A 14,074-nucleotide genomic window follows, 5' to 3' on the forward strand; every position below is an offset into this window, starting at 1 on the left:
GGCGGGCGCCCTCCCCGCCCCGGCGATTACGAACGGAGAAGACCATGCGCGCCCAGCCAACGGCATCGCACTACGTCAACGGCCGCTACATCGAGGACGAAGGCGGCGCGCCACTGCCGGTGATCTATCCGGCGACGGGCGAGACCATCGCCACGCTGCATTCGGCGACGCCGAACGTGCTGGAGTTGGCGATCGAGGCCGCGCGCGCGGCGCAGCCGGCCTGGGCACGGATGAAGCCGGTCGAGCGCGGCCGCGTCCTGCGCCGCGCCGCTGACATCCTGCGCGCCCGCAATGCCGACCTGGCGCGCATCGAGACCCTGGACACCGGCAAGGCGATCCAGGAGACGCTGGTGGCGGACGCGCCTTCGGCCGCCGATTGCCTCGAATATTTCGCCGGCGCAGTGGCGGCCTTCAACGGCGAGATGATCGATCTCGGCGGACCGTTTGCTTACACAAGGCGCGATCCGCTTGGTGTGTGCGTCGGCATCGGCGCCTGGAACTATCCGATCCAGATCGCCGGCTGGAAGTCGGCGCCGGCTTTAGCCATGGGCAACGCCATGGTGTTCAAGCCGTCGGAGAACACGCCGCTCTCGGCACTGGCGCTGGCCGAAATCTACAGCGAGGCGGGCCTCCCCGACGGGCTGTTCAACGTCGTGCAGGGCTATGGCGATGTCGGCGCCGGACTCGTCGGCCATGATGTCGTGGCCAAGGTCTCGGTGACCGGCTCGGTGCCGACCGGCCGCAAGGTGCTGTCGCTTGCCGGTTCGAAAATGAAGCACGCCACGATGGAGCTCGGCGGCAAGTCGCCGCTGATCGTCTTCGACGATGCCGATCTCGAAAACGCCATCGGCGGCGCCATGCTCGGCAATTTCTATTCGACCGGCCAGATCTGCTCCAACGGCACGCGCGTCTTCGTGCAGAAGGGCCTGCATGACCGCTTCGTCGAGCGGCTGATCGAGCGCACCAAAAAAATCCGCATCGGCGATCCACTCGATCCGGAAACGCAAATGGGGCCGCTGGTCAACAAGGCGCAGCAGGAAAAGGTTGTTTCCTACATCGCCGCCGGCAGAGAGGAGGGTGCGACGCTTGCCTGCGGCGGCAACGTGCCGTCGCTGCAGGGCTTCGAAGGTGGCTTCTTCATCGAACCGACCGTGTTCACCGGCGTGACCGATGGCATGCGCATCGCGTGCGAGGAAATCTTCGGACCGGTGATGAGCGTGCTGAAATTCGATAGCGAGGACGAGGTGATCGAACGCGCCAACAATACCGAATTCGGCCTCGCTGCGGGCGTCTTCACCCGCGACCTGCCCCGCGCCCATCGGGTCATCGCCGAGCTGCAGGCAGGCACCTGCTGGATCAACGCCTACAATCTGACGCCGGTGGAAATGCCCTTCGGCGGCGTCAAGCAGTCCGGCATCGGCCGCGAGAACTCGCTGGCGGCGCTCGCGCACTATTCGCAGCTGAAGGCGATCTATGTCGAGACGGGGGATGTGGCGAGCCCGTATTGACTTGGCGATTGGCCAAAAGCCCGCAGTGACAGCGATCTCCCCCGCAAGGGTAGATTGGCAGCTTCTGCGTTGCCGCCAGTTGCCCCCTCACCCCTTCTCGGCCGTCCCGTCCAGATACTGCGTCAGCGCGCAAACCAGATGGTACAAGATGCTGGCTGGCACGTCGCTCGCCAATGACCGGCCGCGCTCGTCGATTCGGTCAATCCAGAGGCCGAGCGGCGCCGGGTCGATGTGCCAGCGGAACAGGTGGCCGACGCGCGCCTCGATCTCCGGCTTGAGGTCCGGCCCACCCGAGCCGTCGAGCGCGATCGCAGCCTTGATCGCCTCGGCCTGCGGCCAGCTGCGCGAGACCGTGTCGAGCGGAAGGCCCTGGCGCGAGACGGCGCCATAGGCAAGGCCGGTGGCGCGGTTGAGGCCGTTGGCGACAGCCGAGGCATAGAGCTTGCGGGCGAAGCCGGTGAGTTCGGCCTGGCCGCTGCGGGCGGCGAAATCGGCGAGCAGCGAGGCCCATTCGAAATGGTGGCCGGGTTCGGTCCATGTTCCTTTCTCGCCCGCCACGGGCTTCCAGCCGTCGTCGAAATACTCGCCCAGCGTCCAGCTTTCGGCATCGAAGAAATGACTGCGGAAGAGATCTATGACGCGCGCCGCGCGGCGCAGGTAGGCGCGCTCGCCAGTGGCTCTGTGCCAAGCGAGAAAGGCTTCGAGCAGATGCATGTGCGGGTTGGAGCGACGCTCGCCCTCGCCGTCGGAGGTTTCGAGAAAACCTGTCATGCGGCTGTCCTCGAGATGAGCATCGAGGAAAGCAAACGTTTCCTCGGCGAGCCGCAACGCATCGGGATGACCCGACATATGCGCGTGCGCAAGCGCCAACAGCACGCAGGAATGGTCGTAGGCATCCTCGACCGGATCGGCGACCGAGCCGTCGATATTGAGCGTGCGCACCCAGCCGCCTTTGTCGGTGCGGCCCCGGCCTGCCATGAAGTCAAGGCCATGAGCGATCAGCCGATCCGCCGGGCCGTCCCAGCCGCGCTCCTTGGCGACGGCGAAGGCATAGATCTGGCGCGCCTGCGTGCGCATGCGTTTCGGCTTCATCAACGGCGCGGTGTCGAAGCCCAGCGCCTCATGGAAGCCGCCATGGCGCTCATCGACACCTGACCTCGACCACAGCGGCAGCGTCTCCTCGAACAGCCAGTGCCGAACGCGGCGCCGCCAGGCGCCGCTCTCGATGACGCGGTCATGCGCCGGCGTGAACCTCGTCTCCAGCCGGCCGGATTTCTCCAGCTGCTCGACGATCTTCTTGACGTGCTGGCTGTGGCTGACCGGCGCCACGAAGGTGGCGTCTGCCGTCGAGACGATGGCCACGTCCTTCATGCCGATGGCCGACAGCAGCCGGCCGTCGCCGCGGATGTAGGAGTTCTCGCAATCGATGGCGACGACATCGCCGAGAATGACGTTACCGTGGCTGTCGGACGGGCCGACATCGAGCAGCGACTGCCACGAACCGAGATCGTTCCAGCGGAATCCGGCCGCCACCATGGCGATGTCCTTGGCCCGCTCCATGATAGCGTAGTCGATCGAGGTCGACGGGATCGCCGAGTAAAGTTCCAGCGGCATGTAGAGCCCGGAAAGATCGTTGGTCGCCGCGTGATAAGCGGCTTCCGTCGCCTGCCAGATCCTGGGCTCGAAGGCGGCGAAGGCAGCGCGCATGGCGCCGGCGCGAAACAGGAAAATGCCGGTATTCCAATAGAAGCTGCCGGCGTCGAGATAAGCCCGCGCGGTGGCGAGGTCGGGCTTCTCGACGAAGCGCGAGACGTCGAACACGCCGTCGCGATCGGCCGCGACCTCGATATAGCCATAGCCGGTTTCGGGCTGCGTCGGCTTAATCCCGAACACCACCAAGCGACCGGTTCTCGCCGCCGCAGCACCCGCTTCAACGCTCCGCCAGAACTGCCGCGCGGTGGAGATTTCGTGGTCGGAGGGCACCACGAGAACAAGCTCATCGCCAAATTCGGAGAGGGTGCGCAGGCTGGCAAGCGCCACGGCAGCGGCGGTGTTGCGCCCCGTGGGCTCGAACAATGGGCCGCCGCCGGCGAGATCAATGCCGGCAAGATCGGCATGGACGCGGTCGGCATGGCGCTCCGATGCGATGAGAAAGATCGGCGTCTGCCCCTCAGGCCGCGCGGCCAGCCGGCGCAAGGTCTTGGCCAGCATCGAACCGTCGCCGGAAAGGTCGTGGAATTGCTTGGGATTGTCCTCGCGCGACAGGGGCCATAACCGCGAGCCGACGCCGCCGCTCATGACGAAACTGACGATGCGCTGGCTCATGGCTGCCCTGTCAGAAGGTCTGGTTGTAGGCGCCGACTTCGGGACTGCGGCGCAGCACGGCGTCGACGGCTTCGAACATCTGCCGGCGCCGCTCGGACGATACCGGGCTCTCCACCACCACGACAAGCTCGGGCTTGTTCGAGGAGGCGCGCACCAGGCCCCAGGTGCCGTCCTCCGCAACGACGCGCACGCCGTTGACGGTGATGAGCTTTACGATCTTCTGGCCGGCAAAGTCAGCACCTTCGCGGTGCATCGTCTGAAAATCCGCCACGACGCGGTCGACCACGCCGTACTTCACCTCGTCGGGGCATTGCGATGACATGGTCGGCGTATCGTAGGTCAGCGGCAACGCGCGCCAGAGATCGGCCATCGAGCTCCGCGGATTGCGGTCGAGCATCTGGCAGACGACGATCGCAGTGATCAGCCCGTCGTCATAGCCGCGGCCGATAGGCGGGTTGAAGAAGAAATGCCCGGATTTCTCGAAGCCGGCGACGGCACCGAGCTCGGCAACGCGGCGCTTCATGTAGGAATGGCCGGTCTTCCAATAGTCAGTTGTGGCGCCGTTCGCCTTGAGCACATGGTCGGTGGCGAAGAGCCCCGTCGACTTGACGTCGACGACGAAGGCCGAGCCCGGATGGAGCGATGAAGTATCGCGCGCGAGCATGAGGCCGACCTTGTCGGCGAAGATCTCGTTGCCCTCGTTGTCGACGACGCCACAGCGGTCGCCGTCGCCATCGAAGCCCAGTCCGACATCTGCGCCCGTCTCCAGCACCTTCTCGCTGATGGCACGCAGCATCTGCATGTCCTCGGGATTGGGATTGTAGCGCGGGAACGCGTGGTCGAGCTCGACGTCGAGCGGGATCACCTCGCAGCCGACACGCGCCAGCGCTTCCGGCGCGAAGGCGCCGGCCGTGCCGTTGCCGCAAGCGCAAACGACCTTGAGCTTTTTCGAGATGTGTTTGCCCTTGGTAAGATCATCGACATAGAGCTCCCGGAAACCGGAGATGAACTCGTAGGCACCGTCGCCGCGGAGGTCGAAGTCGGCTTCGAGCACGATCTTCTTCAACGCGCCCATCTCTTCCGGACCGAAGGTGAGCGGCCGCGCCGCCCCCATCTTGACGCCGGTCCAGCCATTCTCGTTATGCGAGGCGGTGACCATGGCGACCGAGGGTGTATCGAGCGCGAACTGCGCGAAATAGGCCATGGGGGACAAAGCCAGGCCGATATCCTTCACCCGGGCGCCCGCCGCCATCAGGCCGGAGACTAGCGCCAGCTTGATCGACAGCGAATAGGAGCGGAAATCATGGCCGGTGACGATATCCGGCCCAACGCCCAGGCGCCGGATCAGCGTGCCCAGACCCATACCGAGCGCCTGGACGCCGATCAAATTGAGCTCCGGCGCCTTGGTCGAGCCGGGATGGCCGACCCACCAGCGCGCGTCGTACTCGCGAAAGCCCGACGCCTTGATCAGCGCCGAGGTCTCGAATTCGAAGCTGTTGGGCCGGGCTTCGCCAACAATCGTGAAGGTCAATGGTCGAAACTCCAGAGAGCCGGAATGCCGATTTATAGAGGGCGCGGCTTATCACGAAAGCCTTTAAGCCGGGCTTTATCCGACGGCTAAATCGCATGCCATCCGGGCAAGATTGGTGAAAGCCGAGAAATGCGACACAAGTGCAGCCATTGACGCTTGCAGGATCGGAAAGTGGCGGCTATAAGCCCGCCGTCTGGTCACGGAGTGTAGCGCAGTCTGGTAGCGCACATCGTTCGGGACGATGGGGTCGCAGGTTCAAATCCTGCCACTCCGACCAGAAAAAACAATCAGTTAGCTTCCTCCCGATTTTACCTCCCACCTGATATCCCACCTGAAACTCACGGTCAGGCCCGATGATGGTGTCGCCCTGCTCGCTTCAGAGGTCAAAACGTATCGCCCTGCCCCGTTCGGCTGCGAACGTTCCGACCAGCGATTGCAGCTCGCCACCCGGCTCGTCGCTCCCGATCGCGCGCAGCGCGGCTACGCCGGCCTTGATCGACACCGGCCCGGGGTCGGCTGCGAGCAGAGCCTCAAGCGCGCGTTCGAATTGGTCGTTCGTCATTTCGGACCTTCCTCCTTCCAAACCGGCACCCGGTTGATCTTGATCGCCACCAGGCGCCGGATGCGCAAGCCGACGCCTTCGCGGCCGGTCGGGACGAAGGCCTCGACATCGAGCATGCCGTGATCGCCGCCGTTCTCGCATCTCATGCGGTAGGCGAGCGAGTCGACGTCGACATCACCGAAGATCTGGATCAGATCCGACGGGTGGTAATTGTGCTGCCGCTTGCAATACCGGCACCGCACCCGAACCAGGCGCATGGTGTCATTCAGGGTCGACAACGGATAGTCCCGCCGCTTCGGGTCATAGGTCTCGGGCATGAGAACAAAAGAGGAACATTTTCCTTGATCGTCAAGACCGCCGTGGGAATCTTTTAGGTCTGTCCCATAGATCACACAGACCAGCAGGCCATGCGAAGGAGTTGTAGCGAGCCGGCCTTGTGTCCGCGAGGCGCCAACCCGCTCGATCGTTTGCAGCGCCCGAGTAGGCTTGCTGCGGGCTGATTCGTTCGTGATGTAGGATTGCTCTTCGGGTCGCCCGGAAATCTCCGGGCGGGCTCTCGCCGCGCCTTTCGCCGAGCGTCTCATCACCTCTTGAAACGCAATTTGCCTTACCTAACTCATTTTTGCCGGATGCCGCTATCGGGTCCTGGCACGGGAACGACGGTCCTATCATGGATCGAGTTCGGTTCATGTCGCTCGCATAGAGGATGTGTTCCGGCGTTTGCCCGAACCTCCCTCCTCGCGATTGCGAGTTGGCGCTTTCGGCCGTCTCGGTCATGCCTGATCGCGCCCCGATTGCCTTCGATCCAGTTCGCTCCGGTGCACGCGCGCTCCGTGCGTTGCAACGTCTGGTGTCAATCGAAGGAGGATACCCATGCTGCTATCGGATTTGGGCCGCGTCGGATTCGATCCGTTTCTGGAAATGCGGCGCATGCAACAGGAAGTGAATCAGCGCCTGGCCGGCCTGACCAGTGCGGCCCAGGAGTTTCCCCCGGTCAATCTTTGGGTCGGAGAGGATAGCGTAGCGCTGACAGCCGAACTGCCTGGGATCGCGCCCGATGAGGTCGATCTTACGGTGCGCGAGAACACACTCACATTGAAGGGCGAATGCCAAGCGGGGGCGGAGGACGAGAAATCCGTGTGGCACCGTCGCGAGCGCCCCTATGGAAGCTTCGCGCGGACGGTGCAATTGCCGTTCCGCGTCGATCCGGAACAGGTCGAGGCACGTTTTGCCAATGGGCTGCTCGAGGTCGAGCTGCGGCGACCCGAAGCCGATCGGCCGAAGAAGATCGAGATCAAGGGATGAGAGGAGGAAAACATGGCTCAGGAACTGAAGACCACCGAACGCCAGGTCCCCAGCAAGCTTGACGGAGGGGAGCGGACCCGCTCGCGGCCCATGTTCATACCGCGCGCCGACATCTATGAGACGCAGGACAACGTGGTCCTTCTCGTCGATATGCCAGGCGTCGCCTCGGATGGGGTCGATATCACCCTTGAGAAACGGACACTGGCGATCCGCGGCTACGCGGCCGATCAACAGCATGAGAATTATCGTCAGGTCTATGCGGAATATAGCGCCGGCGATTATGAGCGCGTCTTCACCTTATCCGAGGACATCGACCGCGATGGCATCGAGGCGTCGCAGAAGAACGGCGTCCTGCGACTGGTGTTGCCCAAGGCGGCGCCGGCCAAGGCTCGCAAAATCCAACTCAAGATGGCTTAAGCAATGGAGGGTAAAAGGAGGTTGACGATGCAAATCAGAGACCTGATTCCATGGAGCAACAATAAGGGCGGCGAAATTGCGAAGCGGGAGGAGGACAACCCCGTCTTTTCCCTGCAGCGCGACGTGAACCGCATCTTCGAGGATTTCTGGAGACGGTTCGATCAACCCTTCGGCGCGCTCGGCCGCCGGGAAGTCGGGGGCCCACGAACCGACATCGCCGAAACCGACAGCACGCTGGAGGTTTCGGTCGAGCTTCCCGGCATTGACCGGCAGGACGTCGATGTCTCGCTGACGGACAACACCCTCACCATCAAGGGCGAGAAGAAGAGCGAGCGTGAGGAGAGCAAGAAGGGCTACCACCTGTCGGAGCGCTCATACGGTTCGTTTTATCGCTCGATCCCGCTGCCCTCCGTCGTGGACACGGACAAGGCGAACGCCGAATTCAAGAATGGCGTCCTGACGGTGACGCTTCCAAAGACCCAAGAAGCACTTTCGCGGGTGAAGAGGATCGAGGTGAAAACCGACTGAAGCCGCGAAGGGCAAAGAGGTCGATGCGGCGGACGCCCCCGCCGCATCTTCAATACTACGCCAAGCGGAACGACCGCCGGGCTCCGAAGATGGCGCGGTCGGAGCACGTCCGTCCGGATCGGGCTCAGAGTTGGCGCTAGGGCTTTCTGGCGTATGGCTGTACCTGGCATGACCGATGATGCCATTGGCAGTCGAGGTAGCCCCCGGTGACGGACATGCCCGCGTCGATCAGCCCTTGGAGAGTCCAGCCGGTCATGCTGGGCGATATAGGAGGCTTGCCAAGGGGTTGGAACAAAAGCCAGGCCCGACGCTTTATTAGCCCAGCGTCATGTTCCGCTACTGTGTCCATTCCATAGCTCGTCGCCAAATCCTCCCGGCGGCGGGCTTTGGTATTGCATTTTCGCCTGGAGGCTGCATGTCCAAGACAATCGAACTTTGGAAAGACACTTACGATCCCGAGACACTCGCTGAGAAGTACGGTTTGACCGTAGCGCAAGCCAAGATCGTCATCAGCTCGAACGGCCCCTCCAAGCACGGTTGCGATGTGGGTGCTATTGCGTTCCGGCGCGCACTTGAAATGAGATCGAAAACTCCGACGCGCAACGACTCAACGCGGCCTGGATAGCAAAGCAGGTCCGTCGCCCGGCTTTGGTAAGCTAGCCCGCCAGGCCGCCCTCAGCGGGCATTACTGTCCCATTATGGAACGAAAACCCGGATCAGTGGTTAACAAATAAGCGGTCGAGTGTTCCCCCGACTCTGTAGCCGCTGTAATCGCAGGAAGCCCGTCGCTTACGCTCATTAGCTGCGACGGGCTTTTTATTAGCTTCGACTAAAGTCCTACTGTCAGGCCGTCGAAAGGTGGTGCATAGTACGGACATGCCCTCCCTTCCTCACACAGGGCAAACGGCCCGGCCTGTTAGCTCAAGCGTCCCCCGACTCCTCGCAGGCCGGGCGCCCATTCGCGTCAGTCTTTGAGCGTTCGCGAGAGCACGCTCCATATTCTGCTAAGAACTATTTTGCGGTGAAGCTCTTTTGGGCTGGTGTCTGGCGAATAAGTCAGCGTGATCCGCTTGCCGCCGCAAACGCCGCATTTCATCCTCGGCCGCAAGTCCCATTCCATAGCCGGAGCATCGGCGCCGAAGCGGTCGCGTAGCGCGGGCAGATCGAGCTTGTGGTGACGATGGCAATCGAGGCAGCCGCCAGTGACCGACATGCCCGCCTCGATAAGTTCCTGAAAGGTCCAGCCGTCGCTCATCCGGACGAAATAGGTTTCCGAGTCAGAAGACCAAGAGTCCGCTCGTGAGGGGCGAGCGGGCTCCATACCGGCCCGTTGTCGCCGCTTCGCGGCAATCTCCTCGTGCAACCGGGAATATTAGCGACCGGGAACATGGTTTGCTACGCCGCGTTTAACCGATGATCAGCCTTCAGGAGGAGGTTGCCATGAAAAAACTGCTACTTGCTTCAGTGATCGCCGTTGCCACCGCGGCAGCCACGGTCGCGCCTGCGGATGCGCAGGGGTTCTTCGGTCTCGGTTTCGGTCCATTCGGCGGCTTCAGCCCGTTCTACGGTGGCCCATTCAACGGTGGTCCTTTCTACGGCGGCGGTCCGTTTTACGACTATGGCGGCCGCTACTACGGCCCGCGCTATTACGGCGATTACTATCCCGGCTACGTGGCCCGCTATCCGCATCGCTACCACTACCGGCACCGCCACTATCGCCACTGCCACGTCAAGTGGGTGAGGCATTGGCATCATCACCGCCGGGTGCTGGAACGCGTGCGGGTGTGCCGTTACTGACAAGGCCGGATTATTTGCTGCGGCCGCGCCGCCTTGCAAATTCCCGCCAGAATGCCATCTAGAAGCCGGCATTCATAAGGAAAGCAAACGCCGCTCGCGCACGTGCTGCGTTGAGCGATCCCAGCGAAAGCCAAAGCCCACTCGTGAGGGGACGAGCGGGCTCCGCGGTCTGTGCAACCCAGCGGCGCGACCTCGGCAGAAATCGCGTTGCCAAACCCAACCTGCCGACTGGTGGAATGTTCCGGCCCTTGCAAGCGCCATGAAACCGGCGGTAGTTGGTCAGTTTGAAATTTGATCGGCCTTAAGGCGTTGTCGTGGTTGCGGGCGCGGCCGGTGCGGATCAAGCAGAGGCTCCGTCTCGATGAGCAACTGTCGGGAGCGCTCGACGCAATCCTTCGATTGCGCGATTAGCTGCCGATCCTGTTCGGTTTGCAACGGACGATGAGGGATATCGGGAGACATGGGTCGCTCCGGTCTAGTTCAGACGGGAGCGCTAGATGGCTGTCTCTCAGCCGCCGATGTCCGATGGGTCGTTACCGGCGATAGTGGTTAACCTACTGGAACTCGGTTCGGTTCCCTAACTATTTCGCGACTCACTCAACCGGCCGCTTTCTTGCGCACGACACGTATCGCGTTGCCGCTCGTTTCGTCTGGTCGCTTTTGGCCGTGTCGCAGTCTTGTGATTGCCAGTTCTTCCCAGCAGTTCGCGCGACCGCCGAACGGCCAACGCTGATTGTTGCAACAATTCGAGCACGTCCCTGTCAGGCATTCTCAGCGTCTCAACGCAATATGGTTCCGGCTAAGGAATGTTGAAGAGCCCGGCAGCCGAAATTTCAATGCACGAGCCCGCCGCCTTGAGGGATGACGAACGGGCTCCGGGGTCTGCGCAACCCCAACGGCGCGACGTCGGGCAGACCGCGCCGCGAAACCTGACCTGCCGACTTGTGGAAATGTTCCCTTCGATGCGACCGAAGTCGGATACGCTGGCGCTTTGGTCCCTATGCTGAAACCTTCGCCTCGCTACATCATTTGATAGAGCCGGCGAACATGTGTCCCTTCGTTCGGCGGCATGAGAGAGAGTGGATAGATGCCCGCCATCCCGTTGCCTGGGGTGGCGGGCATCGTCCTATCGGGACGACGCGCCGTTCGCGAGCGAGACGACGATGTTGGCTGTGACGGCCGACAGGCGGTCACGCTTGACCAGGGTAGGTTTTTCATAGGTGCGCTTCATGGCGAATCCCCTTGTTGAAGTTGGCCATGATCTGGCGGGGCAGCAGCGCGCCGTCATTTAAAAATGATGTAGGTCCAGCGGGCATCTGTCTGTTTGCCGACCGGCCCTCGCAGTGCTGATGATAGCGACAGCCCGCCGCCAGGCTATGGGGGAACAGGCGACGGGCTGAGCGGCAAATCCCCAGTGACCTGGACTGCCTGCAGCCACAAAGTAACACCGAGAGCGTCCGTTCCGTTGAAACCTTGCAAATATACGAAGGAGGGAGGCGGGGAATACGTTAGCCTTAACTGATTATAGACCGCGCTGTCCTATTTTGAGACAGCGCGGTCTGTCCCATCGGCCGCGCAGGCGGCTTCGGCTTTCAGGCAACCCTACCCCTGGCCGGAGCCGCCACCACCCACCGATACTAGCAAGGGTTGAATCAACTCTTACTAAGCATCCTTACCGGTGCATTGCCGCTACAATTTTGGGATGGAAGCGAACGGACGTCGAGGGGCATGCTTCGCCGATAAGACCAATGCGAATGAGAATTGGACTTCGGTCGCAGGGCCAGAATCGACCTAGAGCCCGCTCGTGAGGGCCGAGCGGGCTCCGTCTTGCTTTCAGACGGCCGGCAAACCGGAGGACAAAACCGTGCCGCCCAGTCTATAACCGCTCGCGTGTCGCGATGTTCCCTGTTCAGAGCTTAGCGCTCTATGTCATCTCTGTGCACATCCAATCGACCAATTTGGGATCGACGGTCTGAGAGCCGGTATATGCCCGGATTATTTTCGCTGCCAGCTCTCGCCGCTCGGCTTCGGGCGTCTTGTTATAGCGAACTTCGTTTAGGAAGGCCTTCTTCAGGATTTCGGCGTCCAACGCCGTCAAGTGTGATTTCGCCATTTTTCCCTCACAGGCGGGGGCGAAAACAATTCCCCGCGCGGCGGTGAATCATATCTCGTGGAGTGTAGCGTGCGAATCATGAGTTTGTGACGAAAGCCCGCCGCAGCTCATGAGCGTGAAGCCGACGGGCCTTACTTGGAAAACTGTTTCAGGTAAGCGATCACGTTGGCCACGTCCTGATCGTTCTTGAGGCCGGGAAACGCCATCTTCGTTCCTTTGACCATCCCCCTGGGGTCATGAAGATACTTTGTCAGCGTGGGCTCATCCCATTTGATGCCGGATTTTCCGGCCTCGATCATAGCAGGGGAAAAAGTGAAACCGGGATGCGTGCCCGCCGTGCGCCCGATGACGCCGTGCAGAGATGGGCCGACCTTGTTCTGGTCCTGGTCTGCAATGTGGCAGACCTTGCACTTGGTGAAGACCTTCTCGCCTGCGGCTGCATCCTGCGCCCGCGAAGGGCTTGCAATGAAGATCGTGGCCGCCGAGGCGATGAAAAGTGCGATTGCGCGCATGGCATTCCTCCCTGATCGATCGTCATTTGCGCCGGACGATGCGCACCACGCCAGCTGGAGCAGAATATCCGTGGTTCCATCAAATGGAATTGCGGCGTCTACATACCACAGTATCAAGCCGAGGTAGAAACGCCAGTTTGTGCGAAGCTGATGAGGTTCCACAAACCCGTGGAGCGGCCGAGCGGCAGCTAAAGTCTCGTCGCCGCTCTGCTCAGGAACAAAGCGTGCTCGATCTCTGTTCAGATAAGGAATGGAGGGAGCGGGGTCGCACATGATGGCCTGTCGGGTCGAAGAGATGGATGGTGATAGTGTTGTTGCCCGTCGTACCATCAAGGCAAATACGCCGTGGGTGGCAGCGGAGACGGCCACCGGCAGTGAAGTGACGAATACACGCGGGGACGAACAACGCTGGGTCCGGGTGACGGATGAGGCCGCCATGGTTGTTTACAGGTATGCCTTCAAGTGACCCATGGCGGTGACCTCCTATCCTTCGCGAAAGTCCTGCAGGCTCGCATGGCGTAGGGTGTGCTCGCCGCGAAGGAATTTCACGCGGCCAATGATGCCTGGCTTCAGCCATTCGACATCATCGGCGAAGGCGCTGGGGACACGCCGGGAAGGCTTCGAGGCCCTGGCCGCTTCGACACGCTTCCAAAGCCGTTCCCTGAGGCCGCTGGGCAGCGTTATGAACGCCGTGCCGGCATATCGGCCACCGCGCGCCATGATCGCTGCGGCGGGCTTCCCTGGCTCGCGCTTGATGCCGAGAAGTTCGAAGTCGCCGACATCCCAGCACTTCGTTTTAACCCAGGTATCGACCTTCCCGCTTCGATAGGGACTCTCGCGCCGTTTCGAGACCATGCCCTCCAGGCGCATCCTCTCAACGGCTTCGAAGAATGCGGCGCCGTTCCCTTCTACGTGGTCGCTATATTGGATGATCCCCTTCGCCGGTTTCACCAGTTCCCAGAGCTTCGCCTTGCGCTCGATCAGCGGCACGGAACAGAGATCCTGGCCGTCGAGGTGCAGGATGTCGAAAGCGACGAATGCGAGTTGTTCGGCATTCCATACCATCCGCGAATGCATCTGATGAAAGTTCGGCCGGCCATCGGGATCGGGCGCGATCATTTCCCCGTCAATGATGAAGGCCTTGGCAGGAAGCTTTTCCGCGGCAGCGACGATAGGCCAATACCTTTGCGACCAGTCGTTCCCATTGCGGGAGAAGGCGCGCGCGCCGGCCCAGTCGAGGACGACCTGGGTTCTGTAGCCGTCATATTTGATTTCGTGCAGCCAATCATTGCTGACTGGCGGTGTTTCAACCCGGATTGGCTCAAGAGGCCTGACAAAGGACAGCCGGGCTTCCCCGGCAGGCTTACGCATACGAACCCCAATGCAAAACTCGAATTTGATTCAATATCGAATGGCGGCTTCGGTTCCGTTAGCAGTTACTGAAACACCTTGCCGCGATTTGGCATTCCAACTAGA

At 61.7% G+C, this 14,074-nt stretch carries 14 protein-coding genes and 1 tRNA gene; 7 read left to right on the top strand and 8 right to left on the bottom strand.

Annotation, left to right across the window (positions count from 1 at the left end; all coding sequences use genetic code 11):
- Positions 1 to 44 precede the first annotated feature (44 nt).
- The gene (betB, locus tag EOD29_RS07330) at positions 45 to 1,508 is read left to right on the top strand and encodes a betaine-aldehyde dehydrogenase (protein WP_127246289.1); all 1,464 of its coding nucleotides are present in this window, start codon (positions 45 to 47) and stop codon (positions 1,506 to 1,508) included.
- A gap of 87 nt (positions 1,509 to 1,595) precedes the next feature.
- On the opposite strand, the gene EOD29_RS07335 is transcribed toward betB, so the two are convergent.
- Positions 1,596 to 3,833, bottom strand: coding sequence for an AGE family epimerase/isomerase (locus EOD29_RS07335; protein WP_127246290.1), 2,238 nt, complete (start codon positions 3,831 to 3,833; stop codon positions 1,596 to 1,598).
- A gap of 10 nt (positions 3,834 to 3,843) precedes the next feature.
- Complete coding sequence (locus EOD29_RS07340; RefSeq protein WP_127246291.1) at positions 3,844 to 5,364, bottom strand: phosphomannomutase/phosphoglucomutase; 1,521 nt, start codon at positions 5,362 to 5,364, stop codon at positions 3,844 to 3,846.
- A 200-nt stretch (positions 5,365 to 5,564) separates the two neighbouring features.
- On the opposite strand from EOD29_RS07340, the gene EOD29_RS07345 reads away from it, so the two are divergent.
- Positions 5,565 to 5,641: transfer RNA gene (locus EOD29_RS07345), tRNA-Pro, on the top strand.
- 99 nt (positions 5,642 to 5,740) lie between these two features.
- On the opposite strand, the gene EOD29_RS07350 is transcribed toward EOD29_RS07345, so the two are convergent.
- Both EOD29_RS07350 and EOD29_RS07355 read right to left on the bottom strand, forming a co-directional pair.
- Positions 5,741 to 5,926, bottom strand: a complete 186-nt coding sequence (locus tag EOD29_RS07350; RefSeq protein WP_127246292.1) for a hypothetical protein — start codon at positions 5,924 to 5,926, stop codon at positions 5,741 to 5,743.
- The gene (locus EOD29_RS07355) at positions 5,923 to 6,510 is read right to left on the bottom strand and encodes a hypothetical protein (RefSeq protein WP_127246293.1); all 588 of its coding nucleotides are present in this window, start codon (positions 6,508 to 6,510) and stop codon (positions 5,923 to 5,925) included. Before EOD29_RS07355 ends, EOD29_RS07350 begins: the two co-directional genes overlap by 4 nt.
- Positions 6,511 to 6,799: 289 nt before the next feature.
- On the opposite strand from EOD29_RS07355, the gene EOD29_RS07360 reads away from it, so the two are divergent.
- The 4 genes from EOD29_RS07360 (at position 6,800) to EOD29_RS07375 (ending at position 8,801) form a co-directional block, all read left to right on the top strand.
- Entirely contained in the window at positions 6,800 to 7,231 is a 432-nt protein-coding gene (locus EOD29_RS07360) for an Hsp20/alpha crystallin family protein (protein ID WP_127246294.1), read from the top strand.
- A gap of 12 nt (positions 7,232 to 7,243) precedes the next feature.
- Positions 7,244 to 7,648: an Hsp20/alpha crystallin family protein gene (locus EOD29_RS07365; RefSeq protein WP_127246295.1), complete on the top strand. Its 405-nt coding sequence runs from the start codon at positions 7,244 to 7,246 to the stop codon at positions 7,646 to 7,648.
- Positions 7,649 to 7,675: 27 nt separating this feature from the next.
- Entirely contained in the window at positions 7,676 to 8,176 is a 501-nt protein-coding gene (locus tag EOD29_RS07370) for an Hsp20/alpha crystallin family protein (protein WP_127246296.1), read from the top strand.
- A gap of 415 nt (positions 8,177 to 8,591) precedes the next feature.
- On the top strand, positions 8,592 to 8,801 hold the full coding sequence (locus EOD29_RS07375; RefSeq protein WP_127246297.1) for a hypothetical protein: 210 nt from the start codon (positions 8,592 to 8,594) through the stop codon (positions 8,799 to 8,801).
- A gap of 339 nt (positions 8,802 to 9,140) precedes the next feature.
- On the opposite strand, the gene EOD29_RS07380 is transcribed toward EOD29_RS07375, so the two are convergent.
- Positions 9,141 to 9,431: a hypothetical protein gene (locus tag EOD29_RS07380; protein ID WP_206520455.1), complete on the bottom strand. Its 291-nt coding sequence runs from the start codon at positions 9,429 to 9,431 to the stop codon at positions 9,141 to 9,143.
- Between the two features lie 185 nt (positions 9,432 to 9,616).
- On the opposite strand from EOD29_RS07380, the gene EOD29_RS07385 reads away from it, so the two are divergent.
- Positions 9,617 to 9,973 (top strand): hypothetical protein, encoded by a 357-nt coding sequence (locus EOD29_RS07385; protein ID WP_127246298.1) that lies wholly within the window; start codon positions 9,617 to 9,619, stop codon positions 9,971 to 9,973.
- Positions 9,974 to 11,099: 1,126 nt separating this feature from the next.
- Here EOD29_RS07385 and EOD29_RS07390 read toward each other — a convergent pair.
- The 3 genes from EOD29_RS07390 to EOD29_RS07400 form a co-directional block, all read right to left on the bottom strand.
- Entirely contained in the window at positions 11,100 to 11,204 is a 105-nt protein-coding gene (locus EOD29_RS07390) for a putative RiPP precursor (RefSeq protein ID WP_127246299.1), read from the bottom strand.
- Between the two features lie 1,013 nt (positions 11,205 to 12,217).
- Positions 12,218 to 12,598, bottom strand: a complete 381-nt coding sequence (locus EOD29_RS07395) for a cytochrome c family protein (RefSeq protein ID WP_127246300.1) — start codon at positions 12,596 to 12,598, stop codon at positions 12,218 to 12,220.
- A 483-nt stretch (positions 12,599 to 13,081) separates the two neighbouring features.
- Positions 13,082 to 13,969 carry an RNA ligase family protein gene (locus EOD29_RS07400; RefSeq protein ID WP_127246301.1) on the bottom strand — a complete coding sequence of 296 codons (888 nt, stop codon included), beginning with the start codon at positions 13,967 to 13,969 and terminating at the stop codon, positions 13,082 to 13,084.
- Positions 13,970 to 14,074: the final 105 nt, after the last annotated feature.

Origin of the sequence: Mesorhizobium sp. M1A.T.Ca.IN.004.03.1.1, assembly GCF_003997555.1 — a bacterium.
GTDB lineage: Bacteria > Pseudomonadota > Alphaproteobacteria > Rhizobiales > Rhizobiaceae > Mesorhizobium.

Coding starts and splice junctions, on each gene's coding strand:
- betB (WP_127246289.1), top strand. CDS start 45: ATGCGCGCCCAGCCAACGGCATCGCACTACGTCAACGGCCGCTACATC.
- EOD29_RS07335 (WP_127246290.1), bottom strand. CDS start 3,833: ATGAGCCAGCGCATCGTCAGTTTCGTCATGAGCGGCGGCGTCGGCTCG.
- EOD29_RS07350 (WP_127246292.1), bottom strand. CDS start 5,926: ATGACGAACGACCAATTCGAACGCGCGCTTGAGGCTCTGCTCGCAGCC.
- EOD29_RS07355 (WP_127246293.1), bottom strand. CDS start 6,510: ATGAGACGCTCGGCGAAAGGCGCGGCGAGAGCCCGCCCGGAGATTTCC.
- EOD29_RS07360 (WP_127246294.1), top strand. CDS start 6,800: ATGCTGCTATCGGATTTGGGCCGCGTCGGATTCGATCCGTTTCTGGAA.
- EOD29_RS07365 (WP_127246295.1), top strand. CDS start 7,244: ATGGCTCAGGAACTGAAGACCACCGAACGCCAGGTCCCCAGCAAGCTT.
- EOD29_RS07370 (WP_127246296.1), top strand. CDS start 7,676: ATGCAAATCAGAGACCTGATTCCATGGAGCAACAATAAGGGCGGCGAA.
- EOD29_RS07375 (WP_127246297.1), top strand. CDS start 8,592: ATGTCCAAGACAATCGAACTTTGGAAAGACACTTACGATCCCGAGACA.
- EOD29_RS07380 (WP_206520455.1), bottom strand. CDS start 9,431: ATGAGCGACGGCTGGACCTTTCAGGAACTTATCGAGGCGGGCATGTCG.
- EOD29_RS07385 (WP_127246298.1), top strand. CDS start 9,617: ATGAAAAAACTGCTACTTGCTTCAGTGATCGCCGTTGCCACCGCGGCA.
- EOD29_RS07390 (WP_127246299.1), bottom strand. CDS start 11,204: ATGAAGCGCACCTATGAAAAACCTACCCTGGTCAAGCGTGACCGCCTG.
- EOD29_RS07395 (WP_127246300.1), bottom strand. CDS start 12,598: ATGCGCGCAATCGCACTTTTCATCGCCTCGGCGGCCACGATCTTCATT.
- EOD29_RS07400 (WP_127246301.1), bottom strand. CDS start 13,969: ATGCGTAAGCCTGCCGGGGAAGCCCGGCTGTCCTTTGTCAGGCCTCTT.